The sequence below is a fragment of the Streptomyces sp. Je 1-369 genome (assembly GCF_026810505.1).
Taxonomy (GTDB): Bacteria; Actinomycetota; Actinomycetes; order Streptomycetales; family Streptomycetaceae; genus Streptomyces.
The window spans coordinates 4,725,784-4,752,226 of sequence record NZ_CP101750.1; the positions used below are offsets into that span (position 1 = coordinate 4,725,784).

The 26,443-nt window shown below is 72.6% G+C and carries 32 protein-coding genes; 15 read left to right on the forward strand and 17 right to left on the reverse strand.

Going from position 1 to position 26,443, the window contains the following annotated elements; all coding sequences use genetic code 11:
- The first annotated feature begins 143 nt into the window (after positions 1–143).
- From NOO62_RS21600 to NOO62_RS21610, 3 genes are read left to right on the forward strand one after another with little or no spacing between them, the layout of a single operon-like run.
- Positions 144–686: an RNA polymerase sigma factor gene (locus tag NOO62_RS21600; RefSeq protein WP_268772540.1), complete on the forward strand. Its 543-nt coding sequence runs from the start codon at positions 144–146 to the stop codon at positions 684–686.
- Positions 687–703: 17 nt separating this feature from the next.
- Positions 704–1,372, forward strand: coding sequence for an Asp23/Gls24 family envelope stress response protein (locus NOO62_RS21605; protein ID WP_268772541.1), 669 nt, complete (start codon positions 704–706; stop codon positions 1,370–1,372).
- Positions 1,369–1,710 carry an Asp23/Gls24 family envelope stress response protein gene (locus tag NOO62_RS21610; RefSeq protein ID WP_268772542.1) on the forward strand — a complete coding sequence of 114 codons (342 nt, stop codon included), beginning with the start codon at positions 1,369–1,371 and terminating at the stop codon, positions 1,708–1,710. The genes NOO62_RS21605 and NOO62_RS21610 overlap by 4 nt, the downstream gene beginning before the upstream one ends.
- Positions 1,711–1,726: 16 nt before the next feature.
- On the opposite strand, the gene NOO62_RS21615 is transcribed toward NOO62_RS21610, so the two are convergent.
- The 3 genes from NOO62_RS21615 to NOO62_RS21625 all read right to left on the reverse strand — a co-directional run bounded on the left by NOO62_RS21615 (position 1,727) and on the right by NOO62_RS21625 (position 3,295).
- Positions 1,727–2,221 (reverse strand): hypothetical protein, encoded by a 495-nt coding sequence (locus NOO62_RS21615; protein ID WP_268772543.1) that lies wholly within the window; start codon positions 2,219–2,221, stop codon positions 1,727–1,729.
- Between the two features lie 123 nt (positions 2,222–2,344).
- Complete coding sequence (locus NOO62_RS21620) at positions 2,345–2,743, reverse strand: ATP-binding protein (RefSeq protein WP_268772544.1); 399 nt, start codon at positions 2,741–2,743, stop codon at positions 2,345–2,347.
- 141 nt (positions 2,744–2,884) lie between these two features.
- Positions 2,885–3,295, reverse strand: coding sequence for a rodlin (locus tag NOO62_RS21625; RefSeq protein ID WP_268772545.1), 411 nt, complete (start codon positions 3,293–3,295; stop codon positions 2,885–2,887).
- Between the two features lie 292 nt (positions 3,296–3,587).
- Here NOO62_RS21625 and NOO62_RS21630 point away from each other — a divergent pair, with 292 nt between their 5' ends.
- The 3 genes from NOO62_RS21630 to NOO62_RS21640 all read left to right on the forward strand — a co-directional run bounded on the left by NOO62_RS21630 (position 3,588) and on the right by NOO62_RS21640 (position 5,375).
- Positions 3,588–3,989 (forward strand): rodlin, encoded by a 402-nt coding sequence (locus NOO62_RS21630; protein WP_268772546.1) that lies wholly within the window; start codon positions 3,588–3,590, stop codon positions 3,987–3,989.
- A 236-nt stretch (positions 3,990–4,225) separates the two neighbouring features.
- Positions 4,226–4,417, forward strand: a complete 192-nt coding sequence (locus NOO62_RS21635; RefSeq protein ID WP_268775715.1) for a chaplin — start codon at positions 4,226–4,228, stop codon at positions 4,415–4,417.
- Between the two features lie 121 nt (positions 4,418–4,538).
- Positions 4,539–5,375 (forward strand): chaplin, encoded by an 837-nt coding sequence (locus tag NOO62_RS21640; RefSeq protein WP_321170591.1) that lies wholly within the window; start codon positions 4,539–4,541, stop codon positions 5,373–5,375.
- Positions 5,376–5,761: 386 nt separating this feature from the next.
- Here NOO62_RS21640 and NOO62_RS21645 read toward each other — a convergent pair whose 3' ends face one another.
- Together NOO62_RS21645 and NOO62_RS21650 are read right to left on the reverse strand one after the other, a co-directional pair.
- Entirely contained in the window at positions 5,762–7,024 is a 1,263-nt protein-coding gene (locus tag NOO62_RS21645) for an FAD-dependent oxidoreductase (RefSeq protein WP_268775716.1), read from the reverse strand.
- A gap of 28 nt (positions 7,025–7,052) precedes the next feature.
- Positions 7,053–8,351: an ATP-grasp domain-containing protein gene (locus NOO62_RS21650; protein ID WP_268775717.1), complete on the reverse strand. Its 1,299-nt coding sequence runs from the start codon at positions 8,349–8,351 to the stop codon at positions 7,053–7,055.
- Between the two features lie 148 nt (positions 8,352–8,499).
- On the opposite strand from NOO62_RS21650, the gene NOO62_RS21655 reads away from it, so the two are divergent.
- Entirely contained in the window at positions 8,500–9,714 is a 1,215-nt protein-coding gene (locus tag NOO62_RS21655; RefSeq protein WP_268772548.1) for a glycoside hydrolase family 26 protein, read from the forward strand.
- Positions 9,715–9,744: 30 nt separating this feature from the next.
- Here NOO62_RS21655 and NOO62_RS21660 read toward each other — a convergent pair whose 3' ends face one another.
- The 9 genes from NOO62_RS21660 to NOO62_RS21700 form a co-directional block, all read right to left on the reverse strand.
- Entirely contained in the window at positions 9,745–10,857 is a 1,113-nt protein-coding gene (locus tag NOO62_RS21660; protein ID WP_268775718.1) for a GNAT family N-acetyltransferase, read from the reverse strand.
- A gap of 47 nt (positions 10,858–10,904) precedes the next feature.
- Positions 10,905–11,555: a lipopolysaccharide biosynthesis protein gene (locus tag NOO62_RS21665; protein WP_268772549.1), complete on the reverse strand. Its 651-nt coding sequence runs from the start codon at positions 11,553–11,555 to the stop codon at positions 10,905–10,907.
- A complete protein-coding gene (locus tag NOO62_RS21670; protein WP_268772550.1) occupies positions 11,552–12,718 on the reverse strand; it encodes a glycosyltransferase in 1,167 nt (388 codons plus the stop codon). The genes NOO62_RS21665 and NOO62_RS21670 overlap by 4 nt, the downstream gene beginning before the upstream one ends.
- Positions 12,715–13,509: a polysaccharide deacetylase family protein gene (locus tag NOO62_RS21675; protein WP_414930864.1), complete on the reverse strand. Its 795-nt coding sequence runs from the start codon at positions 13,507–13,509 to the stop codon at positions 12,715–12,717. Before NOO62_RS21675 ends, NOO62_RS21670 begins: the two co-directional genes overlap by 4 nt.
- Positions 13,499–15,148 carry a murein biosynthesis integral membrane protein MurJ gene (gene murJ, locus NOO62_RS21680; RefSeq protein WP_268772551.1) on the reverse strand — a complete coding sequence of 550 codons (1,650 nt, stop codon included), beginning with the start codon at positions 15,146–15,148 and terminating at the stop codon, positions 13,499–13,501. Before murJ ends, NOO62_RS21675 begins: the two co-directional genes overlap by 11 nt.
- Positions 15,145–16,437, reverse strand: a complete 1,293-nt coding sequence (locus NOO62_RS21685) for an O-antigen ligase family protein (RefSeq protein ID WP_268775720.1) — start codon at positions 16,435–16,437, stop codon at positions 15,145–15,147. Before NOO62_RS21685 ends, murJ begins: the two co-directional genes overlap by 4 nt.
- Before the next feature lie 115 nt (positions 16,438–16,552).
- Complete coding sequence (locus NOO62_RS21690) at positions 16,553–18,052, reverse strand: exopolysaccharide biosynthesis polyprenyl glycosylphosphotransferase (RefSeq protein WP_268772552.1); 1,500 nt, start codon at positions 18,050–18,052, stop codon at positions 16,553–16,555.
- Entirely contained in the window at positions 18,049–19,185 is a 1,137-nt protein-coding gene (locus NOO62_RS21695; RefSeq protein WP_268772553.1) for a glycosyltransferase, read from the reverse strand. The genes NOO62_RS21690 and NOO62_RS21695 overlap by 4 nt, the downstream gene beginning before the upstream one ends.
- A gap of 71 nt (positions 19,186–19,256) precedes the next feature.
- Positions 19,257–19,403, reverse strand: coding sequence for a hypothetical protein (locus tag NOO62_RS21700; RefSeq protein WP_268772554.1), 147 nt, complete (start codon positions 19,401–19,403; stop codon positions 19,257–19,259).
- A 305-nt stretch (positions 19,404–19,708) separates the two neighbouring features.
- Here NOO62_RS21700 and NOO62_RS21705 point away from each other — a divergent pair, with 305 nt between their 5' ends.
- The 7 genes from NOO62_RS21705 to NOO62_RS21735 all read left to right on the forward strand — a co-directional run bounded on the left by NOO62_RS21705 (position 19,709) and on the right by NOO62_RS21735 (position 24,011).
- The gene (locus tag NOO62_RS21705) at positions 19,709–19,948 is read left to right on the forward strand and encodes a chaplin (protein WP_268772555.1); all 240 of its coding nucleotides are present in this window, start codon (positions 19,709–19,711) and stop codon (positions 19,946–19,948) included.
- Between the two features lie 283 nt (positions 19,949–20,231).
- Complete coding sequence (locus NOO62_RS21710; RefSeq protein ID WP_268772556.1) at positions 20,232–20,864, forward strand: hypothetical protein; 633 nt, start codon at positions 20,232–20,234, stop codon at positions 20,862–20,864.
- A 141-nt stretch (positions 20,865–21,005) separates the two neighbouring features.
- Positions 21,006–21,290 (forward strand): hypothetical protein, encoded by a 285-nt coding sequence (locus NOO62_RS21715; protein WP_268775721.1) that lies wholly within the window; start codon positions 21,006–21,008, stop codon positions 21,288–21,290.
- A gap of 266 nt (positions 21,291–21,556) precedes the next feature.
- On the forward strand, positions 21,557–22,057 hold the full coding sequence (locus NOO62_RS21720) for a DUF5949 family protein (protein WP_268772557.1): 501 nt from the start codon (positions 21,557–21,559) through the stop codon (positions 22,055–22,057).
- Positions 22,057–22,725, forward strand: a complete 669-nt coding sequence (locus NOO62_RS21725) for a vitamin K epoxide reductase family protein (RefSeq protein ID WP_268772558.1) — start codon at positions 22,057–22,059, stop codon at positions 22,723–22,725. Before NOO62_RS21720 ends, NOO62_RS21725 begins: the two co-directional genes overlap by 1 nt.
- A 25-nt stretch (positions 22,726–22,750) precedes the next feature.
- Positions 22,751–23,128, forward strand: a complete 378-nt coding sequence (locus NOO62_RS21730) for a tyrosinase cofactor (protein WP_398978301.1) — start codon at positions 22,751–22,753, stop codon at positions 23,126–23,128.
- Between the two features lie 10 nt (positions 23,129–23,138).
- The gene (locus NOO62_RS21735) at positions 23,139–24,011 is read left to right on the forward strand and encodes a tyrosinase family protein (RefSeq protein WP_268772559.1); all 873 of its coding nucleotides are present in this window, start codon (positions 23,139–23,141) and stop codon (positions 24,009–24,011) included.
- Positions 24,012–24,090: 79 nt separating this feature from the next.
- On the opposite strand, the gene NOO62_RS21740 is transcribed toward NOO62_RS21735, so the two are convergent.
- Entirely contained in the window at positions 24,091–24,393 is a 303-nt protein-coding gene (locus tag NOO62_RS21740; RefSeq protein WP_268772560.1) for a chaplin, read from the reverse strand.
- A gap of 261 nt (positions 24,394–24,654) precedes the next feature.
- Between NOO62_RS21740 and NOO62_RS21745 the strand changes: the two genes are divergently transcribed.
- Complete coding sequence (locus NOO62_RS21745; protein ID WP_268772561.1) at positions 24,655–24,942, forward strand: hypothetical protein; 288 nt, start codon at positions 24,655–24,657, stop codon at positions 24,940–24,942.
- Between the two features lie 33 nt (positions 24,943–24,975).
- Here the strand turns inward: NOO62_RS21745 and NOO62_RS21750 are convergent, their stop codons facing one another.
- Both NOO62_RS21750 and NOO62_RS21755 read right to left on the reverse strand, forming a co-directional pair.
- Positions 24,976–25,731, reverse strand: coding sequence for a M23 family metallopeptidase (locus tag NOO62_RS21750; protein WP_268772562.1), 756 nt, complete (start codon positions 25,729–25,731; stop codon positions 24,976–24,978).
- Positions 25,732–25,765: 34 nt separating this feature from the next.
- Positions 25,766–26,188 (reverse strand): STAS domain-containing protein, encoded by a 423-nt coding sequence (locus NOO62_RS21755; protein WP_268772563.1) that lies wholly within the window; start codon positions 26,186–26,188, stop codon positions 25,766–25,768.
- Positions 26,189–26,443 lie beyond the last annotated feature (255 nt).

A 26,443-nucleotide genomic window follows, 5' to 3' on the forward strand; every position in this document is an offset into this window, starting at 1 on the left:
ACTGCTCACCCCTATGACCCGGGTGCCCCGGATTCGTTACGCGCCTCGCGCGAGTTTTTCCGCCGGTGGCCGCGCCCGTGCCGCGTAACGCGGGTGGTCCGACCCGTGTCCTAGGTGTACGACTGGAGCGAGAGGAGCCACGTGTGCCGCGCGACGACGGGTTGCTGGCCGTACGGGCCGCCGAGGGCGACGAAGAGGCCTTCGAGCAGCTCGTGCGCCGTCATGCGCCCGGCCTGCTGCGGCTCGCCACGCGGCTGCTGGGAAGCCGGACGGAGGCCGAGGACGCGGTGCAGGACTCCTTCGTCAGCGCCTGGCGCAAGGTGCCGGAGTTCCGCAGGGACGCGCAGTTCGGCACGTGGATGCACCGCATCGTCACCAACCGGTGCCTGAACGTGCTGCGGGCCCGCCGCCCCTCCCTCGACCTGGGCGAGGTGCCCGAACCGCAGGCTCCGGAGCACGAGGCGTCCCCGGCCAGGGTCGCCGAGTCGCACGCGGCCGTGGAGGACCTCGGCAGGGCGATGGAGGGACTGTCCCCGGAACAGCGCGTGTGCTGGGTGCTGCGCGAGCTCAACGGCCTCCCTTACGACACCATCGCCGAGACGGTGGGCATCAGCCCGGAGGCGGTCAGGGGCCGCGTCTTCCGGGCGCGGCGCCATCTCACGGAGGCGATGGCCGCATGGCGGTGAACGAGGAGCACGGGCCGATGACGGACGAACCCACGACGGACGCCCCCACCACGGGCGGACCCACGGCGAACGGACCCGACGAACTGCTCCCCTGCGGCCGTGCGCTGTGGGACGTCTGGGAGCGCGCGGAGAGCGGCGGGAGCGATCCGCACGCCGAGTCCTGCCCGCACTGCACGGAGGCGCTGCACACGCTGTGGCGCCTGGAGGACGTCGTCTCGGCCGCCCGCGAGGACGACCCGCGGGAGTACGAGTCCGACGCCTCCGCGCTCGTCGGCCGCGTCATGGACGTGGTCCGTCTCGAACTGCGCCCGGGACGCACCCTGCCGCTGGGCGAGGCGGCCGAGGACCTGTGGATCGTGGAGGCCGCCGCGGCCAGGACCGTCCGCGCGGCCGCCGAGTCCCTGCCGGGCGTACGGGCGGGCAGCTGCCGCATCGAGGCGCTCTCCCAGGAGGCGGGCGCCGCACCTGAGGGCCGGTGGCCGCGCGGGCCCGTGCACATCCGCGCGGAGGTGGCTGTGACCCTCACCCGGAACCTCCAGGAGGTTGCCGACCAGGTCCGCCGCGCGATCCTGGAGGCGGTCGACGCCGAGCTCGGCATGCGCGTCGCGGCCGTCGACGTGACGGTCGCCGACATCCTCGACGAAGCCGCCGACGACGGCGACACCACGGAAGGACGGCTCCCGTGACGGAACGACTCGTTTCCAGCGCCACCTTGGCCGAGGCCATCCAGGAGGCCGTACTGGGCACACCGGGCGTCGCCTTCCTGCGCCCGGGCCTCGCCGACCTCCTCCGCGCCGCCGCCCCGCTGGGACGGGGCGCCACCGCGTCCCCGCGCTCCTCGGCGGTCCGCGTCAGCCGGGACAAGGGAGGCGCGGGCTGGCACGCGGAGATCTACGTCGTCCTGCGCCGCGGCCACCGGACCCTCGACGTCACCCGCGAGCTGCGGGCCGCGGTGACGGAGACACTGGACCGGCTGACCGGGGAGCTGTCACGGGTCTCGGTGACGGTGACAGGACGCGTGTGAGGCTGGTGCGTACCGCCTAGGCGAAGGTCACGTCGCCCGCTGTGTCGGCGAGGGTCCGCGCCTCGGCCGTACGGGAGTCGACCGAGGTCATCGCCACGGTGACGGAGGCCTTTGAGCCCTTCTCGACCCCTCCGGTGAAGGCGTGCCGCCAGGGGTGGGCCGTGGCGGTGCCGTCACAGGTGCCGTCGAGGATCTGCTCCCGGGAGGTGTTCGACGTCGCCGTCTTCGGGACGGGCAGCTTGGGGAGCCCCAGCCACTGGTAGAGGCCGGACACCGTCTGCTTCTCGTCGGCGGTCAGCTCGCGCTTCTGCTGCGTGCGCAGCGCGACCCTCAGCCGTACGGGCCCTCGGACGCCCTCGCACGTGTACGTGCCGCTGACGACCGCTCCCGTGCCGTCCGGGGTGAGCCGGGCCGTGCGTTCCAGGGTGACCTCGTGGCGGTCGGCGGCGTGCGCCGCGCCGGGCAGCAGCGCCGTCGCCGCGGCCACCGCTGTCACGAGGACTGTCTTCACGTATCGCTGCACCGTGGGGACCGGCCCTTCCGGAGGGGAGTGGGGTACGGCCTCATGGAACCCCGTCCCTGCCGGTCCGCCCGGTAGCCACACGGGTACGTGCCGTGCCCTCGGGGGCGCGGTTCACGCGGCCAGCGGAACGCGGGCGACGATGCACTTCCCGCCCTCGGGCAGGCGTGTCACGGACACGTCGTCGGACAGCTGGCACACGGATGGCCAGCCGTGTCCGCCGCTCGTGAGGAGGCTGGTGCGCGGGCGGGTCCGCGGGACCACGTCGCTGCCGTCCTCGACGGCGATCTCGACGAAGCCGGACCGTACCCGGCACTCGAATCCGCGCAGGCCGCCTCCGTGCCTGAGCGCGTTGGTGACCAGTTCGGAAGTCACCAGGACCGCGTCGTCGACAGCCATTTCACTGGCGTCGTTGTGCCCCTGGCGCAGCAGTGCGCGTACGACATCCCGGGCGGCGGCCGGGGTTCGGGGGCGGGTGAGGACGCAGGTTTCCTGCGTGCTGTCGGTTGTCACAGCGCATCACTCCCACCGATGGTGTGGGGACTGTTCACTCTTCGGTTGCCCGACGAGTCCCCCGCCACACACGTTGTCCGCGCCGTTCGCCCGGTCGGCGCCTGGAAGGCGCCGCCGGGCGAGTGATGCCGGTTGCCCGGATCAGTCGTTGTGGGCGCCGTTGCCCGAGAGCAGCGGGATGTCGCTGAGGATGTGCGACAGCGGCTCGTCGCCCTTGGCCTGCGTCGAGTTCTCGGTGCACTGCTGGTTCTGCGGCGCCGAGAGGATCGGGATGTCCTGGAGGCCGACGTTGACCAGGCCGACGATGTTCTGGATGTTGGCCTTGGCCGGGAGGCCGATGCAGGGCTTGTTGAGCGAGCCCTGGATGAGCGCCATCTGGGGGCTCATGTTGCCGTACGTCGCGGAGTTGCCGAACGACTGCATGGCGTTGTTGCCGCTCATGGTCTCGGTGCCGTGGTCGTCGCCGATGGCGAGTGCCGTGGGCGCTGCCGCGGCCGACATGCCGACGACGGAAGCCGTGACCGCAGCTGCGGCCATAACCTTCTTGATCACAGGTGTTCCTCTCTGAGTTAGCCCCGTCCTCGGAGCGCCCTGAGCAACTGTCCAAGACGGGATGAGTTGCTGAATTTCACTCCTATGGCCCAATGCGCGGCTTTGTGGGGGGCGTGACCCGACGGACTGTGAATAATCAGACCATTGTTTCGGTGCGGTCTTTTCCGGGGCGGGTCCGTCGTCATGGCGACCACTGATCGATCCGATGGAGTGAATGCGCGGAACCAAACGCGGAGTGGGGAGTTGAGCAGGCCGCAGTAACGTGAGCGTCTGCCCCAGAAAAGGAACCAAAATGCTTAAGAAGGCAATGGCAACGGCCGCAGCCGCAGTTGCCGTGTCCGCCGGTATCGCCACCCCCGCGATGGCCATCGGTGACGACAGCGGAACCCAGTCGATGAGCGGTAACGGCGCCAGCCAGTCGTTCGGCAACTCGGCGACCAAGGGCGACATGAGCCCGCAGCTGTCCCTGGTCCAGGGCTCGCTGAACAAGCCCTGCATCGGTCTCCCGGTCAAGGCCAACATCCAGAACATCGTCGGCCTGGTCAACGTCGGCCTCCAGGACATCCCGATCCTCTCGGCGCCGCAGAACCAGCAGTGCACCGAGAACTCGACGCAGGCCAAGGGCGACGAGCCGCTGTCGCACATCCTCAGCGACATCCCGCTGCTCTCGGGCAACGGCGAGCACAACGGCTGATCTGCCGCACCGCGGTAATTGCTCGGACCGTCCGAATCACTTCCTCCTCGGGCGGTCCGGGCTTTTTCATGCCCTGCGATCGCAGTCGAGTGAACTTCCGAAAATTGACAATTCCGCGGTTTCCTGTGGTCCTTCCGCTCGTTGACCAGGACTCAGGTCGCCGTTCAGGCGTGACCCGAAAGAAGGGAAAAGCTGTGAAGCTCAAGAAGAGCGCAACGATCATTGCCGGCACCGTGATGGCCCTGAGCCTGGGCGCTCCGGCGTTCGCCGACGCCGGCGCGGAAGGCGCGGCCGTGGGCTCCCCGGGCGTCATCTCCGGCAACAACGTCCAGGTGCCGATCCACGTTCCCGTCAGCGTGTGCGGCAACACCGTCGACATCATCGCGCTCCTGAACCCGGCCTTCGGCAACAAGTGCGCGAACGACTGACGTAGGCGCCAGCTGTTCCCACTGCGCCTCAGCCGGCCCCGGCAGCCTTTCCGGCGCCGGGGCCGGCTTCACCCTCGGACAGAGAAAGACCAATAGATTGCGACAGGCCCTAAGCAAAGGAATGCTCTCCGCCGCGGCCGCCACGAGCATCCTGTCCCTGTCCGGTGCCTCGGCGCTCGCCGCCGGTGGGGCGAGCGGGCAGGCGGCGGATTCGCCAGGCTTTTTGTCGGGCAACAACGTGCAGGCCCCGGTGGAAGTGCCGGTGAATGTCTGCGGCAACAGTGTGAACGGCGTAGGGGCCGGCAATCCGGCCTTCGGCAACTCGTGCGGCTCCTCTTCTCATAAGCACTCCGGGCCCGATGCGTCGCGCTCGGCACCGCGCGCCCCGAAGGCGGCCTCGCACCGGACCGGCGACGACTCCACCCGCTCCCCGGGCTTCACCGGCGCCTCCGCGGTCGGCGACGCGGCCCGCTCGCCCGGCGTGGTGGGGGGCAACAACGCGAAGGCGCCCGTCGACGTGCCGGTGAACGCCTGCGGCAACACCGTGGACGTGGTGGCCGGTCTCTCTCCCGCCATGGGCAACGGCTGCAACGCCGACGCGGGCGCCCCGCACCAGCGTCCGCCGTCCACCACCGTCCCGCCGGAGGGCCACGCACCGCCGGAGGGCCACGCACCGGAAGGCTCCGACCCGGAAGGCTCCGACCCGGACCCCCGGGCCATGCCCCCGGGACACCCCGGCGCCCGGAAGCACTACGAGGTGTCCTCGTCCACCGACCCGGGCCACGAGCCGCACGGCGGCCGGGCGGCACGGCCGGTGCACGCGGCACCGGCCCACGGCGACGGGCTCGCGGCGACCGGAGCGGACGACAGGCTGCTCGGCGCGGCGGGAACCAGCGCGGCCCTGCTGCTGGGCGGCGCGATCCTGTACCGGCGCGGAAAGGCATCGCCCCGGCGCTGAGCGGGAATTGCGGGGCCGGGAACGGCAATACGCCGGCAGGGAAGCAGATGGAATTGCTTCCCTGCCGGCGCAAGGGAGGTAGAGACCTGCCTCTGTGAATGTCGCTCACCCACGGCATAGGAGCCGACGGCTGGCGGAAAGCGACCCGGCCTGTCCCATGAAGCGCATTCAGTGCATCACCGCACGGCCCGCGCGGGAAGAGCCATTCACCCATTCGCCCGCGGTGTCACTCATAAGAGAGCCGCTTTGGTGGCTCGGCTTCGGTGGAGCGATCACGGACACGGAAGCCGAGCCCGGTGGCGTCGGCGCGTCACCTGAAGCGAGGCTAGGGCCAACGGAGTTGGGCACCGGGCCGCCACGCCCCTACGCGTTCCGGTGCCACCCGTTCAGCGTGCGGCCGCCGCCGTCCGGCGCGCACTCTCGTCGTACGACTGGACCGGCAGGGTCGCCCGACGCGTGCGCCGTACGTGCCGTTCGACGCCCCTCACCAGCCGTTCGGCGGTGAACGCGGCGCCGTACACGAAGCGCATGGCGGGTCCGAAGCTCGACGCGGTCGTCAGGCCCGCCAGGAAGAGGCCGGGGTGCGAGGTCTCGAAGCGATCGCTGACGTAGGGCGTGCCGTCCGAGAGGCAGCGCAGGCCGCCCCGGAGCTCCGGGGGCAGGACGCCGATGCGGTCCGCCGTGGCCTGGAAGCCGGTGGCGGCGATGATGTGGTCCGTCGCGAAGCTCAGGCCTCCGCCGGTGGCGGCGACGGTGTTCACGCGGACACGGCCGCCGATGGCCTCGGCCGACGCGACCCGGTGGCCGACCCGCACCTCGACCCCCGCGTCGACGCGGTCCCTGACCCACCACGCCCCGGCAGGGCCCAGCGCGTCGGCGGCGACACGGGCGCGGGCCGTCTCGGGGAGCAGCCGGAAGACACCGGGGGTGTCGGCGTAGAACTTGTTGCGCCAGCCGCAGCCGAGGCCGGTGTGCGGGGCGCGCAGCGACTCCAGCCACGGCCGCTGCCGGGCGGGCGGCAGGGTGTTCCAGTTCACGCGCGGGGAGCGGGCGATGACGCGCACCCGGGTGCCCTGCTCGGACAGGAGCGCGGCGGTCTCCAGGGCCGCCTGCCCGGCCCCGAGCACCGTCACGTCCCGGCCGCGGAAGCGTGCGAGGTCGGCGTGGTGGCTGCTGTGCGAGACGTACTCGGCGCCCAGGCCGCGGACGGCGCGGGGGATCTCGGTGAAGGGCAGCACGCCCACCGCGAGGGCGACGGCCCGGGCGCGGCGGACCTCGCCGTCCTCGGTCCGTGCCTCGTAGCCGCCCGGGGCGGTCCGGACGGAGGCGATGAGGCGCTCGTCGACCCGCGGGGACGCCTGTTCGGCGAACCAGAGGCCGTAGGACGCGAAGTGCTCGATGGGGAGCGGCCTGCCGTGCTCGGCGGGCAGGTTCTCACGGGCGCAGTACGCGGCCAGGCCGAAGCGGCCCGCGGGGTCGGACAGGTCGGACGCCCACGGCTCCGACTTCAGGAACATGCCGCGCGGCATGTGGTCCCGCCAGGACGCCATGGGCCTGCCGAAGACCTGTACGTCCAGGCCGGCCGCCGCGGCGTGCGAGGCGATCGAGAGGCCGTAGGGGCCCGCTCCGACGATCAGCAGGTCGTGCAGGTCGTGCAGGTCGTGCTGGTCATGCAGGTCATGCATCGGTGACTGCTCGCTCTCGGTTGGGTGTGCCGGGGAGGACGGCGGGCGCGTGCTTCCGCGCCCTGATCGACAGGGACGTCAGGAGCCGGTGCGTGCGGTGGCGCATGCCGTCGCCGAGGCGTCGCACCACGTGACGGCGCCACAGGCGGCGCAGGGTGGCCCCGGGGGCGGGGTCGTCGTCGGCGTGCCAGGCGAGTTCGCCGGCGGGGGAGGGGCGGGCGCCCGGACGGGCGAGGGCGCGCAGGGCGGCCAGCGGCGCGTAGTTCTCCACCAGGAACGTGCGGCCCGGCAGCGGGTCGGGGGCCGGGGCCGGGCGGTGGGTCAGGTCCAGGTGCAGGGCGCGTACGACATCGGTGTCCGTGCCGTCGGCGAAGAGGCGGAACTGGGCGCCGGGCCGCGGATTGAAGTCGATCAGGTGGAAGTCGCCGGTCGCCGCGTCCCTGCGGAAGTCCAGGTCGAAGATCCCGCGGTACTCCAGGGCGGCCACGACCTGCGCGGCCGCGGACCACAGCGCGGGGTTCTCGGCCCACTCGCCGCTCACCGTGAGCCCCGCCGAACGCGGCCAGGAGCGGTGCTTCTGTCCCGTGCCCCCACCGCGTACGACGCCGTCGCGGCCCGCGCAGCCGTGGACGAACCAGTCCGCGTCGCGGGCGCCGGGCACGAAGGCCTGGAGGAGCAGGCGGCTGCCCGCCTCGGCGCGGCGCTCGAACAGCTCGGAGGCCTCGCGCGGGGAGCCGATCACGGTGGTGCTGCGCAGTCCGGTGCCGCGGGGCAGCAGCCAGGGGCGGCTCCACTTCGCGACGGCGGGCGACCCGATGCGGTCGACGGCGCCCGCGGCCTCGGCGGCGGACTCCGGGGCCAGCGTCGTGGGGTGGGCCACGCCCGCCTGCGCGCAGACCTGGGCGAGGGTCGCCTTGTCGGCGACGCGCTCGGCGACGTTGCCCGCCGTGCGGGGCAGCAGGAAGCAGTCGGTGAGCTCCTCGTACAGGGCGCTGACGGCGAGGGCGCTCGCGTCGTCCAGCGGGATCAGCACGGCGGGCCCCGACAGGCGCCGCGAGACGCGGCGCAGGACGGCGGCGACCTCGGCGAGCGATGCGCCCGGCATGGGCGGGGCGTGCATCCGGTGCAGATAGCGGGAGCGCCGCACGGGGCTGCGCCGGTCGTCGGCGACCAGGTGGACCTCGACGCCGGCCCGCCCCAGCGAGCGCAGGGCGCCCAGCGTCCCGTGGTGAAAGGGATTCCTGTCGATCCGCAACAGGACCGCAGGAATGCGTGTATCCAGAGGCTGCAACGTCACCCTCGCTTGTCGATCGCCCATGCGGGCGATGTGGTGGAACACAGGATTAGAAGCTCGATTGGCGCAATAGAAATACATATGACGAGGTGTCAGTGGACTGAGCGGTCGAGCAGGGCCGGAGGCCGGAAGAAGAGGAGCAGATATGGGGTCACACCCCCCACAACGTTTTCGACGCCGTGGACGTGTCGCTTTCATCGCCGCGGGAATCGTCTCTTCGCTCGTCCTGGCCACCGTTCCGGGGCAAACGGCGGGTGCGGAACGCGACGGCGAACCACCTGAGGGTGCACCCGCGGCCCCCGCTTTCGGCGCTTATCTCGACTACGGCCCCCGCGGGGTCGAGCGGATGACGGAACTCAGCAAATGGCTCGGCGGCGCCGAGCTGCGGGTCGGTCACACGTACCTCCCGGGCGACCGCTGGAGCAATATCGAGGGTGCCCCGAATTTCCTGGAGAAATGGGCCGAGTGGCGCAAGGCTAAGGACAACAGGCTCTTTGTCCTCAACGTCCCGATGCTCGAACGCAACGAGGACGGCGTCGGCGACACCGAGGTGGCCGGAATGCTGGAGAGAGGCGCGACGGGCGCCTTCGACCAGCACTTCCGGGCATTGGCCGAACGCCTGGTCGACCTGGGTGTGCCGGACACGGTCGTCGTGCTCGGGTGGGAGATGAACGGCACGACCTACACCCATCGCTGCGGTCCGGACCCGGAGTCCTGGAAGAAGTACTGGAACAGGATCGTCACCACGATGCGTTCGGTGCCGGGCCAGAAGTTCCGGTTCGACTTCACGCCCAGCAGGGGCCGGGACGCCGTTCCGTGGACGCAGTGCTATCCCGGGGACGACACGGTCGACATCGTCGGCATGGACTCGTACGACCAGCCGCGCGGAATGTCATTCGACGAGCAGGTGAAGGAGCCCTACGGACTCCAGCACCACGTGGACTTCGCGGCGGAGCACAAGAAGCCCATCTCGTATCCGGAATGGGGTCTGTTCCGCAACGGCGACAACGAGGAATACATGCGCCGCATGCTGGAATGGATGAAGGAGAAGAAGCCGCTGTACAACACCGTCACCGACTACTGCCCGCACGGCGTGTGGCAGTGCAAGGAGAATCCTGAGTCCGCGAAGGCCTACCGCGAACTCCTCTCGGGCCGTGACACCGATCCGACCGAGCCGGTGAATCCGCCGACCTGTACGCCGGTGCATTTCGGCGACTGGGTTGAACAGTGGCTCGGCGGCAAGCTGTGCCTGCGCCTCGACTGGTGGAAGGACCCGCAGAAAACCGGGGACCCGAAGAAGTCCCAGGACCCCGGGAAGTCCGAGGGCCCCGGGAAGTCCGAGGACCCCGGGAAGTCCTGACCCCCGGGCCGTCCGCGGTGGTGCGAGCCGTCACGTCGAGGCTCCGCCGCCGCGGCCGGACCCGTCGCCCCGCCGCTCCTCGCGCTCGCGCAGCCACCGCTTCGCCCACTGGCGCCCCGAGACGCCCCACGCCACCGCGCACACCAGCGGCGCGGTGCGCCTGCGGGCGAGGAGGAGCCGCTGGTTGGCGACCGGTTCGGGCCGCCAGTGGTGCTTGTACGGCTCGTTGCCGCGCAGCAGGCTGAGCGCGCGCGGGTGCTCGCCGCCGGTGTGCCGCGTGCACGCGTCGAGGAGCATCGTGGCGACGTCGACCTTCCGTTCCCTGAGCCGGGGATGCGCCCCGTACAGGTAGCCGCCCGCCAGCGTGCCGGAAAGCAGCGTCAGGTCCGCCGCCATCACCTCGCCGTCCAGGCTGAACTCGGTCACCACCGCCTCGCCCGCCGCGACCATCGGGCGCATCGAGCGCAGCAGATGCTCGTGGAACCGCGGCTGGAGGTGCTCGGCCGTCACCTTGCGGCCCTGCCACTGGAGCTGGTGCAGCCGCAGCAGGGTGCGCACCGAGTTCTCCACCTCGTCGGCGGGTACGACACGGCTCTGCACGCCCAGCGCCGACAGCTTGCGCATCTTGGCCCGGGTGCGCTGCGCCCGCGGTGTCGGCAGCCGCTTGAGCAGGCCTTCCATGGGGAGCGCGGGAAGTTCGAGGCAGGCGGAGCCCGCGAGGGCGCGGCGCGGGCCCGGCCAGCGTGCGTAGAGGTCCTCGGCGCACGCGCCCGGCCTGACCTCCCCGAAGTCGATCAGCGCGGTCCTGGCCAGCGCGTACAGGCCGGACAGGAGCGCCTCCGTGCCCTCCTCCCGGCACGCGTCGTCCACCAGGACGTCCGTGAAGTCGGAGATCGCGCCGCCCAGCGGCTTCAGGGCGGGCAGCGGCCGGTCCACCCGCATCAGCGGGGCCGCGGCGATCAGCTGTGCGCCGTCGCGGACCAGGAGGACGCGCAACCGCCCCGGGCTCCCGTACGACTGCCACCAGGACGACAGCCAGGCGTGGCTCTGGAACGGCGTCGCCGCCCCGCACGACCGGTGGAGGCGCCCCCACGGCTCGGCCAGCGCGTCGAACTCGTCCTCGTCGACGCAGAGTTCGGCCATCGGGCGGGTGTCGGGCGCGGTGTGCGGCGCTGTGCGCGCTGCCGTACTCACGGGGTGCTCCGCACCAGCGCGGACGCGGGTCCCGGTACGGAGGGGCCCGCCACCGCCTCCGTACGGGCGCGCGGCCGCACCAGGAGCGCGAGGCTGCCGAGCAGCCCGCCCGCGCACCCTCCGACCAGGGTCGTCACGCCGGTGGAGAGCGACGCGGGGGCGTTGGGCGGCAGGGCGCGCGAGAACGGGATCAGCTTGATCCGCGTGCTGTCCTTGGAATGGTTGGCGCCGGTGGAGAGCGACCGTGCCACCGCGTTGGCGGTGATCGCGGCGGACGACGGCTTGTCGGTGGTCGCCGAGACCGCGATCATCGGCGCGTCCGGCGACGTGGCGACCCGCACCTTGTCCTGCAGCTCCGTGGCCGACACGCCCGCCGCCACCTGCGCGTCGCCCAGCACGGCGAGCTGCGTCGCGACCCGGCCGTACGCCTGCGCGAAGCCGAGCGCCGTCGCCGGGTCGGCCTTCTCCTGCGGGACGGCGACGACGTAACTCGTGGCCGTGTACTGCGGGGTCTGCAGCGCGCCGTACCCGGCACCGGCCAGGGCGCCGAGGACCGCGCAGGCCGGCAGGGCCGACCAGCGGGGGAGCCGCGCGGCACGGGCTCGCAGGGCGAGGATGCGCGGGCGCTCGTTCACGGAGTCGCTCATCGAGGGGTCACCTCCAGGGTCGGGCCGGGGGCAACTGACGCGTATACGTTCATCAGTTGGTCGGCGCTTCGGCTGATGCAGTAGTGCCGTACCGCGGCCGGTGCCTCGCGGTGCGGCGGGACGTCGCCGCGCAGGCCGTGCAGCGCCTGCGCGAAGGAGTCCGGATCGCTCGGGCAGTACGCGGCGCCGGACCGCTCCGCCGCGTCGAGGCCCTCGACGGCCGGGCAGGAGGCGTACAGCACGGGCAGCCCGCTGGCCAGGCCCTCCACCAGGGCCAGACCGAAGGCCTCCTCCGGCGAGGGCGAGGCCAGCGCGTCCATCGCGGAGAGGAGCGAGGGCAGGTCCGGCGCGCCGACCGCGGCGTCGCCCTCGCGAGAGACCTCGGGGGAGGTCTCGTGCGTGGACTCGCCCACGAACCGCACCCGTCCGTCGAGCCCGAGCCGGTGCGCGAGGCGGCGCAGCTCCGGCTCCTCGGGGCCGCTCCCCACCAGGACGACGACGACGTCGTCAGGCAGTTGCGCGGCGGCCCGCAGCAGCACGTCGAAGCGCTTGCCCGCGGTGAGGCGTCCGACGCCGCCGACGACGAACGCGCCGGAGGGCAGCCCGAGGTGCTGCCGGGTACGCGCCCGGCTCGCGGGGTCGAAGCGGAAGCGCTCCACCTCGATGCCGTTCGGCACCACCCGGATCCGCTGACGCGGCACGCCCCACCGGTGCAGCCGCGCCCCGACGGCGGGGGACACCGCGACGGTCACCCGTCCGAGCCGCTCCCCGGCCAGATAGAGGGCGCGGACCCCCGCGGTGAGCGGCCTGCCCTCCATCTGCGAGTCGCCCAGGGAGTGTTCGGTGGCCACCACCGCGCGCACCCCGGCCATCCGGGCCGCGATGCGCCCGTACAGGCAGGCGCGGTAGAGGTGCGTGTGCACCACGTCGTACCGGCCCGCCCGGATGATCCTGACCAGACGCGGCAGCGCCGCCAGGTCACGGTTGCCGGACATGCCCAGGTCGGTGACGCGGATGCCGTCGGCGGCGATGGCCTGGGCGACGGTGCCCGCGTTGGTCAGCGCGACGACGTCGGAGTCGGTCGGCAAGTGCCGGAGCATGAGGCGCAGTTGCTGTTCCGCGCCGCCCACGCCGAGCCCGGTGATGATGTGCAGGACCTTCATGGGGCCGTCACCGCCGAGCGGTCGAGGGCGCGGCGCCGCAGCCGGTTGGTGCGCAGTTTCAGGCGCAGCCGCCACGCGGTGTCGTCCTGCCCGATGTGGACGCGGGGCAGGGCGTACGGGCCGGTGAGCACGCCGGGAGCGATGGCGCAGGCGTACCGGTATCCGGCGTTCCGTACGGCGGTGACGACGCGCTGGTCGACGGTGCCGTAGGGGTAGCAGAAACCCTGCGCCTCGGTGCCGGTCAGGTCGTGCAGGGCGGCCCGGCTGCCGCTGACCTCGCGGCGCAGGACGCGGTCGTCGGCGGTGGTCAGGTCGACGTGGGTCAGGCCGTGCGAGGCGATCTCCATGCCGCACTCGGCGATGTGCCGGATGCCGTCGGCGCCGAGCAGCGGCTTGCGCGGGCCGAGCGGGTCCCAGGCGTTGTCGCCGTCGAGGCGGCCCGGCAGGACGAAGACGGTGGCGGTGCAGTCGTACTGCTGGAGGAGCGGCAGCGCGTGGTCGACGAAGTCGCGGTACCCGTCGTCGAAGGTGAGGCCCACCAGGTTGTGCTCCTGGCCCTGCGCGCACGCCTCCAGGAGGTACTTCATCGAGACGCCGCGCAGCCCCTGGCGCCGCATCCAGCGCAGCTGCGCGCCGAGCCGCTCGGGGGCGACGGTGATCTCGTACGGATCGTCGGACGGGTCCGCGACGGAGTGGTACATCGCCACCCACGCCGGGGTGCGGGGCGGCCGCAGCCGCAGGAACGGCTCCGTGCCGGACGACGGTGCGGACGGGGTCAGGTCAACGGACATGGCGCAGCTTTCTGCTGACGGATCGAAGGGCGGACGGCCAGGGCTGCGCCCTCAGGAGCAGCCCGATGAGCACGAAGGAGACGGCCACGACGGTGAAGCCCGCGAGGACCGCGAGGGCGGGCTGTGCCACCCGCTGCGCGCATCCGGCGCCCAGGGCGGCCGCGCCCCCGGCGGCCACGACGAGGCGGCCCAGCTGTCCGGCGAGGGCCCGTGTCCTGACCGGCACGGTGCGCGGGCCCGTGCCGCGCAGCAGGAGCAGCGCGGTGACGCAGATGCCGGTCGCGTTGGCGGCGGCGATCCCGTGGACGCCCCACGTGCCGACGGTCAGGAAGCCGATCCCCGCGGTGGCGACGACGCCGACGACCATCGCGTAGAGCGGGATCCACGTGGTCCGTGCGACGGAGAAGTGCGCGCGGGCCAGCGCGCCGACCAGTGTGTGGCCGAGCAGGCCGAAGGCGTAGACACGCATGACGGACGCGGTGGCGGCGGTGTCGCTCGCGGTGAAGGCGCCGCGCTGGAAGAGGAGTTCGATGAGCGGGGGCGCGGTGGCGACGACGGCCGCGGCGCCGAGCAGCACCAGGCAGCCCGCCAGGACGATGTCCCGCTCGACGCGGTCGCGGGCCCGCTCCGTCTCGCCCGCGGCCAGCGCCCGCGCCACCACGGGGAAGGTGACCGTGCAGATCATGAGCGAGAGGGCCATCGGCATCTGCGCGACCTTCTGCGCGTAGTTCAGGTGCGAGATGGCCCCGGCGGGCAGCGACGAGGCGAGGAACCGTTCGATGAGGACCTGCGACTGGCGGCACAGCGCGAAGAGCAGGACGGTCCAGATGATCGCGGTCTGGAGGGTGCTGTCCGACGACCTCGCCGGAACGGGCGCGGCCCCCGGCCCGGGCCGGTACGGGTGCCGCAGCTGCCGCCATAACGAGGGCGCCTGTACGACGACCATGAGCACCCCGCCCACCGCCACACCGGCAGCCGCGGCCCGCACTCCCAGCGGCGCCGCGAGCGCGAACAGGGCGGCGATGATCGCCGCGTTGTAGGCGACGTAGACCGTGGCGGGTGCGACGAACCGCTGGTGGGCGCGGAGCGCGGCGCTGCAGTAGCCGGTGAGGCCGAAGGTCAGGGCGCAGGTGGCGGTCAGCCGGGTGCAGTCGACGGCGAGCCGTGGGTCGGGCAGGCCGGGGGCGAGCACGGCGACCAGGTAGGGGGCGGCCGCGATGAGCAGGACGGCGGTGCCCACGAACCAGAGGGTCATGCGGGGCAGCGAGGCCCGGACGAGCTCGCGTACCGGGTCGAGGGGCGGGCCGTCCGCGCGGCGTGCGAGGGCCAGGCTGAACGCGGGGACGAGGAAGAAGGCGAGGCCGTCCTCGATGAGCAGCGTCGCGGCCAGCTCGGGGAGCGTCCAGGCCACCAGGAAGGCGTCGGTGTCGGTCCCGGCGCCGAAGAAGTGCGCGAGCGCCTGGTCGCGTACGAGCCCGAGGAGCGATCCCGCGACGGACAGTGCGGCGGTGACCAGCGCGGCCTTGGCGAGGAACGAGCCGCCCGTCTTCCCGGCGGGCTCCAGTACCGGGGGCGGGACGGTCGCGGTGGTGGACGGCGGGTCCGGGTCGGGGGCCACCTCGGGCGGCACGGTCGTCATCGGGCGGCACCCGCCTCTCCGCGAACGGCCGTCGTACGAAGCCCGCGGGAGCCGACCGCCCACCAGGCGGCCATGCCGAGGGCGACGGCGGTCAGGACGGTGGAGGTCCCGCCGATGTCGGCGTACATGAAGTCGATGAGCTGCCAGACCAGCAGTCCGCACGCCACAAGGGCGCAGTCGAGCCGCGGCCCGCCCGCCTGGTCCCGTCCCGCGCGCTGCCGCTTCCACCGGCGCACCGCGCACACCAGGAGCGCCGCCCAGCCCCCGGCCAGCGTGCCGAGCCCGAGGAGCCCCTGCTCGCTGAGGACCAGCAGGTACATGTTGTGCGGGGACAGCAGCGGCTGGCGTACGAAGCCGCTGCCGGCGCCCGCCGTGTCGCTGCCGGAGGACAGGGCGAGCGAGGCGTGGCTGTCGCGGTGGTCGGGGAAGCCCTTGAGGCCGACGCCCGCCACCGGGTGCTCGCGCCACATGTCGGCGGCCGCTGCCCACATCGTGTAGCGGTCGGTCACCGACTGGTCGGGGGTGTCCGTGACCTGGGTGATGCTGCTGAGGCGTTCCTGGAGCATCGCCGAGCCCACGCCGAATCCGGCGACCAGGACCACGGCGGCGGCCCCCGCGACCAGCAGGATCCGGGCCGCGCGGCGCACCCCGGCGAGCACGAGCACCACGGCGCAGGCGGCCGCGGTGGCGATCCACGCGCCGCGGCTGAAGGACAGGGCGAGCGGCACCGTGAGGAGGCCCGCGCACACCACCGCCGCCGTCCGCCGGCGCGGCGCGTGCGGCCGGAAGGCCAGTGCCAGCGCGCAGACCAGGCCGTACGACACGACGGTGGCCATCCCCATGACGTCCGTGGAGCCGAACGTGCCGACGGCGCGGATGTCCTCGCCCATGTAGGAGGCGCCGGTGCCGGTGAGGTTCTGGTGTACGCCGATGACGCCCTGCCACAGCCCGAGCCCGACGAACGACCAGGCGAGGAGGCGGAAGTGGTGGGCGTCGCGGATGAGCAGCAGGACGGCGGCCGGTACGAGCACGAAGATCTGCAGGTAGCGGGCGGCCCCGGCGACGCCGGTCGCAGCGGACGAGGCGCCGAACGCCGCCGCGGTGATGCCGACGACCGGCAGTCCGATGACGACGGCGGCGGTGCGGCTCAGCGGTCGCCGCCGGGACCGCACCGCGCGGACGACGCAGTACCCGACGACGAGGGCGGACACCGCGTCGGCCATGCCGCCGGTGCCGCCGCCGGAGGCCGCGCCCTCGGCGGGCGCGGGCAGGGCGAGCAGCGCGATCATGAGCACCACCGGCAGCACCGGGGCGCTCCGCCGCAGCCCGGGTGGCAGGGTGTCGCGCAGGTCCCGCGGGCGGGCGCCGGACGGGACGGCGGTGGACGGGGCGTGGGTCACCGGCTCAGCTCCCCGTGCGGCGGACGAGGCAGCCGAGGGTGCGCAGCAGGATGCACAGGTCCTGCCAGAACGACCAGCTGTCGATGTAGGCGTTGTCGTAGCGGCACCGGTCCTCGATGGAGGTGTCGCCGCGCAGTCCGTGGATCTGGGCAAGTCCTGTGATGCCGGTGGGCATGCGGTGCCGGTGGGCGTAGTCCGGATAGGTCTGGCTGAACTGCGTGACGAAGAACGGCCGTTCGGGACGCGGGCCGACCAGGCTTATGTCGCCGCGCAGCACGTTCCACAGCTGGGGCAGCTCGTCGAGCGAGGTGCCGCGCAGGAACCGGCAGAACGCGCTCATCCGGTGCTCGTCGGCGACGCTCCACCGGGTCGCGGCCTCCTGCGGGTCGGCGGGCCTGTGGGTGCGGAACTTGAGGAGGGTGAACAGCCGTCCGTCCTTGCCGACGCGCTCCTGACGGAAGATCACGCCGGGCCCCTCGACGGTCCGCAGCACCAGCGCGCAGGTCGCGAGGACCGGCGCGGCCGCGAGCAGCAGGACTCCGGAGACGGCGATGTCCAGGAGCCGCTTGCCGACGCTGGTCCCGCGGGTCCTGGCGGGCGTCAGGGAGCGGCAGGAGAACCCGGCCACGTACCGCCGCGGTCCGTCCGGCACGGGCAGCGGGTCCGCGTGGCGTGCTTCGAGCTCCCACAGGTCGCAGCCGAGGCCGTGCAGGACCGGCAGCCATCCGGCGGGTCCGGGGCCGTGCCCGGCGACGATCAGCACCGCGCCGACGTCGTTCTGGATCACCGCACGGTGGAGTTCGTCCTCCGTGCACAGCAGGGGGAGTTCGGGTCCGGGCCCGGTCTGCGTCTCGGTGCCGCCCTCCTTGTCCTGCGGGGGGTCCGCGGTCTCGCTCACGATGCCGACCGGCCGCATGCCGCAGCCGGGGCGCCGCAGCAGCGCGGCCGCCACCCCGCGGGCCTGGCCGCTCGGCCCGAGGACGAGGACCGGCCGGGGCCTGCGCACGGTGGCTGCCCGCCGGTGCCGGTGGACGAGCGCGCGTCCGCAGAGGCTCAGCAGGCACTGGGCCGCGGCCATGCCGAGCAGCGTCCGCGGGGCGAGCGGCCCCACCGCGGGCAGGGCGGTGGCCAGGACCGCGGTGACCGACCAGGCGAGCACGATCCGCCCGGTGAGCGACGGCAACTGCCCGAGCGTGTCGGGCAGCGCGGCGTACTCGTACAACCGGCCCTGCACGTTCAGTGCCAGTACGCCGAGCACGAGCAGCGGGGCGAGGACGGCCTGCCGGAGCGGGTCGTCGAGCGGCAGCAGGGCGGCCAGGGCGGCGGCGCAGTCGACGGCCACGAGGGCCGCGGCCGAGCGGCGTTGCCGGGCCGGGAGCCGTGCCGCCGCCGCGCCGCGCAGGACCGTCGCCTCGCGTGGCGCGACGACGAAGGTGCCGGGCGGGGCCTGGGTGTCCTGCCGTGCCTGAGCCGATGAGGATGCAACGGTCCGTTCCGCACTCACGTCGTGCTGCACTCCCTGTACTCGGTGGGCGCCGTGCCCAGAAGCTCGCCGTACACCGCGTCGACCGCGGCCGCGGCGCGCCGTGCGTCGTGGTGGTCCAGTACGTGCTCGCGGCCCCGCCGACCCAGCGCGTCCCGCAGCCGCCCGTCCCGCAGCAGGGTGACCAGGGCCCGCGCCAGCGCGCCGGGGTCCTCCGGGGGTACGAGGGAGTACGGGCGGTGGGACGGCGGCAGGCTCTCCCGGGCCCCGTCCACGTCGGTGACGACGACCGGACGGCCGCAGGCCATGGCTTCGAGCGGGGCCAGTGCCATGCCCTCCCAGCGGGACGGCAGGACGACCACGTCGGCCGCCCGGTACCAGGGCGCGGCGTCGGCGGCCGCCCCCGCGAAGGCCACCCGGGGGCCTGCCCGTTCCCGCAGCCGTGCGTCGTCGGGCCCGTCCCCGACCAGGACGAGGCGGGCGTCGGGCACCTGCGCGGCCACCGACGGCCAGGCGCGCAGGAGTACGTCCTGTCCCTTCTGTCGGCAGAGCCTGCCGACGCACACCACCAGCGGGACGTGCGTGGGGTCCTGCCCGGAGGGCGCGAACCGGTCGGTGTCCACGCCGTTGGGGATCACCTGGTACGAGCCGGAGATACCGGCGCGGCGGCCGGTCACCCACTCGGCCTCGCTGACGCAGACGATGCGGGCCGCCCATCGCGCGGCACGGCGCTCCCACAGGCGGGCGAGGAACGCGGTGGGGCCGCCGACCGCCTCGAAGGACCAGGCGTGCGGCTGGAACACCGTGGGAATGCTGCCGCGCAGCGCGAGACGTGCGGCGAGCCCGGCCTTGGCGCTGTGGGCGTGGACGAGGCCGGGCCGGACGTCGCCGATGACGCGCCGCAGCTCCCGCACCTCGCCCGGGAGACCGCGGCCGGGGGAGCGGGACGCCGTCCAGGGGTGTACGTGGACGCCGGCGCCGATGGCGCGCAGCGCGTCGGGCAGGAAACCGTCCGGGGGACAGGCCACGTGCACGTCGGTGCCGGTGGCGGCCTGGGCGGCGGCCAGGTCGACGACGACCCGTGCCACGCCGCCGTCCACGGGCTGGCTGACGTGCAGGACCCGTGGGGGGCGGGGTGCTGAAGGCAGAGGCATGCGCGTCTCCTTCGAGTCGGTGCGGGGCACCGCGGATTCGGAGCGGGGCAACGGTGCTGGGGGGTTGCCGACTAGCGCTTCGCGCCGACGGCGGCGAAGACCGCGCCGACCGGGGCCTCGGCGATGACCCCGCCGTGCTGCGGCGCTCTGCATCGCTGTGCGAAATCGATGCGTGTCCCGATGACGAACACGCGACGCAGGCCCGGGGAGTGACGCATGGCGGCGTTGGCCTTCCGAGTGTGTGAACTTCGAACCACAGCGGAGATAACGGGGTTTCGCCCTGTTTGCACGAACCTGAAGGCGTATGACTGGAATGCCCTAAAGGGCAGCGCCACTGTAGCCGTTGACGCGGGAGGCTCGGCCGACCTCCGCGCGTGTGTCGGATTGGTGAAGGTCGGTCCCGCAATGGTTGCCGTCGCGCATCACCCGTCTGGGCGCACAACTCGGCACCGAGGTCGGCAGTTGATCCCTCCAGACGGGCAGCCCGCCCGTACGTCGCATCATCACCAAGGAGCAGCACTCCATGTCCCGTACCACCAAGGCTCTTGCCCTGTCCGCTGTCGCCGTCGCCGCCGTGGCCGGCTCCGCGGGCGTCGCTGCCGCCGACAGCGGCGCGCAGGGCGCTGCCACCAACTCCCCCGGCGTGATCTCGGGCAACAACGCTCAGGTGCCGATCCACGTCCCCGTCAACGTGTGCGGCAACAGCGTCAACGTCATCGGCCTGCTGAACCCCGCGTTCGGCAACCAGTGCGCCAACGACTGACGCACCGTCGGTTCTGAACGGCCGTCCCCGCGAAAGCGGGGGCGGCCGTTCCGCGTTCCGGCGCGGAGCCCGGCACCACCGCTCCGGTGTGACCGGTGGTACCCCGAATGGAGTGCGCCGCGCCGAACGCCCGACCGACCGTCAGATCCCCGTCCCACCAGCGCAGATGCCCGTACGGGCCACCGCGACCCGCCGATGCGTTCCGCGGCCGCTCGGTTGCGGACGGCGTGCGCCGCTTTCACGGTGATCACACGATCTGATGCATCACCGAAAGGGAGACACCATGCGCGCTCTGCCTGTACGGCGCCTCGCGACCACCACCCTGTGTGCCGCGCTGCTTCTCGGCACGGCAGGACCGGCCCTCGCCTCCGAGGGCGACGCCTCCCGCGACCCGGCCAGTACCGCCCCGCGCGCACCCGCGGCGCCGGACCCGATGGCTCAGGTCCAGCAGCTGACCAACATCGCCGGTGTCCTGACCCCCGTCACCGCCCTGCTGACCGCCGTACTGAAGGCGCCGGGCAACAAGCTCTCCGCCGAAGAGGTCAAGAAGCACACCGAAGCGGTGAAGAAGGCCATCGAGACGGCGGCCAAGCCGCCGGCCAAGGGAGCCTCCGAAGCCGTCCCCGAGGTGGTCCCCGAGACGGCCCCCGGGACGCCCCTCGGGGCGGCTTCCAAGACCGCGGGCCGTGCCGCGAAGGCGCCGCTCGACGCCAAGGCCGACGCCCTGGCCGCGCTGCAGAAGGCGGTGGACGGCCTGCTCAAGGCGGCCGCCGCGGGAGACGCCAAGGCCGTCGTCGCGCAGGTCCCGGTGGTCCTCACCGGCGTCGTCAACTTCCTCGTCGCCTCCGTCCTCGGCGGCGGCCTGCCCGCGCCCAACCTGCCGGGCCTGCCGCCGCTGCCCAAGCTGCCCGCCTGATCCGCCGGGATCAGGGAAGTTTCAGGGCCAGGGGTTTCCGGACCGGCGCGCGCTCGTTAGTACCGAAGTAAGAGACATCAGGCGAACGATGCCTGAACGGTGCTCCCAAAGGCGGCGCGCGTCGCCAAAGAAAGGAACATGATGAAGGCCCTGAAGGCTGCTGCAGTTCTTGCCGGTTCGATCGCCATGGCCGGCTCCGCCGCGCCCGCGTTCGCCGCTGACCTGGTGCCCACCAGCCTGAACGGTGGCCTCGAAACCATTGCGGGACAGACCCCGCACCTGCTCGACACCAAGCCGGTGAGCACCAACATGCTCGACACCGAGAACAAGGACTCGGTCGTCAGCACGGTCAAGGACACCACGGAGGGCCTGAACTCCGCGGGCGGCCCCACGGAGCTCCTCGGCGGGCTTCCCCTCGCCCAGTAGAAGCCGCTCCGTTCCCGGGAGAGCAAACGTTTCTGGCCGGGACAGCGCATGCGAACCGCCAGCGCCCCGTGCGCGCAAGGGCCGGTCACCTCTTCCACGGACCGGCCCTTCGGCGTGTCCGTACGGCACGTCCACGCGGCGTGTCCGTACGGCCGTCAGCTCCGCGGCCGACCGGGTGACCCCATCGTGTGATGGCGTTTTCGCGTTGGGCCACACGGGTGACAACGGGCCCGGGCCCGTAAGCCCACGTCTATACGGTTCCCCTCATGACCTCAACTTCCAGCGAACAGCGCCCCTTCCAAGTAACTGATCTGGGAACCCTGGCTGTTCTCGCCTGGAGCGGTGAACACCCCGAGGAGGACAAGGACATGCCCTTTCTGCTGGCCTACTCCCTCGGTGACACCGAGGGCGGCCCGGAGGCCACCGCCGAAGCGATGCGCCGCCTCCTCGGCGACGCGGGACTGCCCATCGGCGGTCCGCTCCTCGACGGCGCGCGCAACCCCTCCCTGCCGGTCAGCCTCCTCGTCCAGGGCGACCAGGCCGTGGTCAACATGCCCCTCCTGAACGCCCAGTGCGTGGCGCCGCCGGAGTGGCTCGCCGCCGTCAAGAAGCGCGGTCACGCCTACTTCATGGCCACCACGCGCGCGTGGCCCGACGCCAAGCCGGGCGAGCCCGTCTCCGAGGAGCGCCTCACCGAGTTCGCCGGGGACGAGGAGACCATGCTCAACGCCGCGCACTGCCTGCTGCCCGCACGCAGCCTGCGCTGATGAGCCGCACCACCGACCTGCCGCACCGGGTACCGCTCCAAGCCGTCGGCGACTCCCGTGGGGCGCGCCCGGCGCCCGACGCCCCCGCACGCGTCTCCACCGCCGGCTGGCGGCTCGGCCTGCTCCTCGCGGTCACCGGCACGGCGGGGCTCCTGGCCGCCTGGGTCATCACCCTCGACAAGCTCCACCTCATGAAGGACCCGGACTACGTCCCCGGGTGCAGCCTCAACCCCGTGGTCGCCTGCGGCAGCATCATGCAGAGCGAGCAGGCCGCGGCCTTCGGATTCCCCAATCCGATGCTGGGACTCGTCGCCTACGCCGTCGTCATCTGCGTCGGCGCCGGACTGATCGGGGGCGCGCGCTTTCCCCGCTGGTACTGGCTGACCTTCAACGCGGGCACCGCATTCGGCGTCGTCTTCTGCGGCTGGCTGCAATTCCAGTCCCTCTACCGCATCCATTCCCTCTGCCTGTGGTGCTGCCTCGCCTGGGCCGCCACCACGCTCATGTTCTGGTACGTGACAGCGCACAACGTACGGTCCCGATTCCTGCCCGCACCCCGGTGGCTGCGTACCGCCCTCGGCGAATTCACGTGGGTATTTCCCACCCTGCACCTGGGCGTCGTCGGAATGCTGATCCTGACGCGCTGGTGGGACTTCTGGACCGCCTGACAGGAACCGTCGACGAAAGGACGCCATGGGCTCCCCGTTCCTCGACCGCATGACCCGCCGCCACCTCATCGGCACGGCGGCCGCGGCGTGCCTCGCCGCCGCCGGGATCGCCCGCGCCGTACCGGACACGCCTCGGGCCGACCCGCCCGGCGACACACCGTTCGACGAGACGTACCAGGGGCGGCGCATCCAGGGCGAACCCATGGCCCACCAGGGCGGCCACACCTCCGGAGGCTGGCGGATCACCGTCGACGGACGTCAGCTCGGCCTCATGCGCCGCGCCGACGGCAGCTACCTGAGCATGGTGGACCACTACCAGTCGTACGCGACACCGCTCGCCGCCGCGCGGGGAGCCGTCGACGAGCTCGGCCCCCTGCGCGCCCTCAGCGGCCGCCTCCACTGAGGGGACGGTCATGGCCCACACGCGCAGGAACCAGAGCAGCCTCAGCCGGGCCGAGCGGCGCCGCTTCGTCGACGCCGTGCTGAAACTGAAGCGCCGCGGCGAGTACGACGCGTTCGTCCGCACGCACATCGACTTCTACGTCTCGGACGGCGACGACCGCCTCCGCGTCGCCCACATGACCCCCTCGTTCTTCCCCTGGCACCGCCGGTTCCTGCTCGAATTCGAACGGGCCCTGCGGCGCATGGACCCCGGCGTCACCGTCCCCTACTGGGACTGGACGGAGGACCGCGGGCGCGGCGGCACGCTGTGGGGCGCGGACCTGATGGGCGGCAACGGACGCCGGGGCGACCGGCAGGTCATGAGCGGCCCGTTCGCGTACCGGAGCGGGCACTGGACCATCAAGGAGGACGTCACCGACGGCGAGTTCCTCACCCGCGACCTCGGTCACCCCCGGGACCCCATCGACCTGCCCACGGCACGGGACGTGGCCCGGGCCATGGACGACCCCCGCTACGACGTGCCGCCCTGGGACTCCACGGCACCCGGTGGCTTCCGCAACAAGCTGGAGGGCTGGACGTCGGCGCGCGGCACGGAACGGTGGCGCAACCACAACCGCGTCCACCGCTGGGTCGGCGGACACATGCTGGGCGGCGCCTCCGTGAACGACCCGGTCTTCTGGCTCAACCACGCCTTCGTGGACCTGCTGTGGGACCGGTGGCAGCGCCGCCACCCCCGCTCCGCGCGCTACCTCCCGGAACAGCCGCCCGAGCCCGGCCGACCCCAGTACCGGCGCATCGTCGCCCGCCACGAGCCGATGCCGCCGTGGGACGTCAGTCCGGACGAACTCCTCGGCCACCAGGGGCTTTACGCGTACGGGGAGTAGTGCGCGCGCCGCGCGGAGGCGCCCGGAGCACGACGAAGCCCCCGGTGGAACGCGCACCGGGGGCGTCGTCAGGGTCGGATCAGTTGCCGTAACCGGCGCCGGCGCCGTGGTGGCCGCCGTGGTGGCCGTGGTGGACGTCGCCGCCGGGGTTGGCGCACTTGTTGCCGAAGGTGGGGTTCAACAGGCCGATGACGTCGACGGTGTTGCCGCACACGTTCACCGGGACGTTGATGGGGGCCTGGAGCATGTTGCCCGAGATGACACCCGGGGAACCGACCGCAGCACCCTGCGCGCCGGCATCCGCCATGGCGATGCCGGCACCACCGAGGGCGACGGCTCCGGTGCTGAGGGTAACAGCGGCTGCCTTAGCGATGCGAGACATCACGTTCTCCTTTGACTTGGACAGAAGCGGCTGCCTACACACAGCCGCGTAATTCCCTAACGCCATTCGTCGAGACAAGGTCACGGCAGGAGATATCGCTGAAAGAGATTCTCACCGGGGATACCGGAGAGAAATAGCCCGGCCGGGTGGCCGACCGCGGCGCGCGGGCGTACCGCGCGTACGCGGAATGGCATATGAGCTTCCCGAGTGAGGGCGGCGCCGAACCCGTGACCTTCGCGCTCCCCGACAAGTTTTGAGGACATGACATCAGCACGACGACTCATCGCCGCCGTCTCGCTGGCAGCCGGAGCCGCGGCCCTGTCCGCGCCGGCCGCTCAGGCGTCCGCCCCCGTGCCCGCCGCCGACGAGGGCAGGATCTCGGTGCTCAGCACCGTCGACGACCTCGCGACGGCCGGTATGCCCGAGGAGCAGCGCGCCCAGATGCCGAGGCTCGCGAACCAGCTCGCCGGTCTCAACCGGCTGAACGACCTGAACCAGCTGCACCAGATCACGGACCTGGTGGCCCCCGTCACGAACCTGGTGCAGTGACGACGTCCGTCACCGTCACCGTCACCGGCACTGTCACAGGAGCCGCACTCCGCGTTTGGCCAGGTAACTCACCGGATTGATGTCCGATCCGTACTCGCGGCGGGCCCGTACCTCCAGATGGAGGTGGGGGCCCGTGGCACGTCCCGTGGCGCCACTCCTGCCGAGGAGGGTCCCGGCCTCGATCCGCGCACCCTCGCGGACCGCGATGCTCGACAGATGCGCCACCAGGGAGTAGTGCTCGTCCGGCATCCGTACCGTCACGGCGTTGCCGTACGCGCCCGACCACCGCGCCACGAGCACGACGCCCGAGCCCACGGCGTACACGGGCGTCCCCTGCGGAACGGCCAGATCGATGCCCGTGTGGTGCCCGGCGAGCCAGTCGCCGCGGATGCCGTAGGGCGCGGTGACCCTGAAGCCGCGGCGCAGCGGCATCGCGTACTGCTCGGGAGGCCCTTCCGGGATGCCCCGCATCTCCTGCGAGCCGAAGAGGTCGTCCGCCGCCGCCAGGGACGCCTCGAACTCGGCGTCGTATGCACCGGTACAGACGTGGTCCGGCGGGTCTGAGGTGTCTGGTGTGTCCGACGGCCCGCCGTCCGACCTGGCCGCCGCGCGCGACGCCGTCAGCGGTACCGCCCCGCCGGCCAGCAGCGCCACGGCGGCTCCCAGGGCACGGCGCCGGGTGGTGGCCGCTTCTGCCGGGCTCGCTATGTCGTGATTCATGTCCGTCAGCTCACTGGTGCCGGGCCCCGAACGCATCTCGGGGTGCGCCGCCTGGCGTACGTCGCGCACCGTCTCGTGGCACTCAGGACCTCCGGCACAGGCCCTAGGTGGGCGGGGAGACGCCTTCGTCCGAACTCCGTTCCGCGGGCGGCGGCCAGTGCGGGCGGGCGGGTTCCGGCAGGGAGCGCAGGGCCTGGCCGACCGACGTGTGCGACGAGAACAGGGCCGTGCTGCCGCTGTGTTCGAGCAGCGCGGCGAGGCGGCGGCCCACTCCCGCGAGCATCAGGTCGCCCGCTCTGCGCCGCAGGAGCCAGTGCAGGGCCAGCAGGCAGTTCAGGCCGCGCGAGTCGCAGAACGTCAGGGCGGTCACGTCGAGCACGATGTGGCGCCGGCCCGCGTCGAGGGCGACGGCCAGCGTGTCCATGAAGAACTTCTCGGACGCCCGGTCGAGTTCGCCGCTGAGCCGCAGCACGGCGCAGGCGTCGGAGTGCGCGAGGCCCGCGATGGACAGACGGTGCGGCGACATACCCCTCACACCTCCGGGGGCCGACAGCGAGTGCGGGCCCGACGACACGACAGGACCGGACCGGCTCGGACGATCTGCTCTCTGCGGGTATACAGGATCGGCAGGGAGACGTCAGCCCACCGGGGACAAGTCACAGCCGGTACCCGTACCCGTCCGGCCACCACCCGTACCCGCCCGGCCACCCGCACCCGCCCGGCCACCGGACCCGCTCCGGTCGGCTCGGTCCCATTTGATGAACTCGACCCGGTCCCGCAG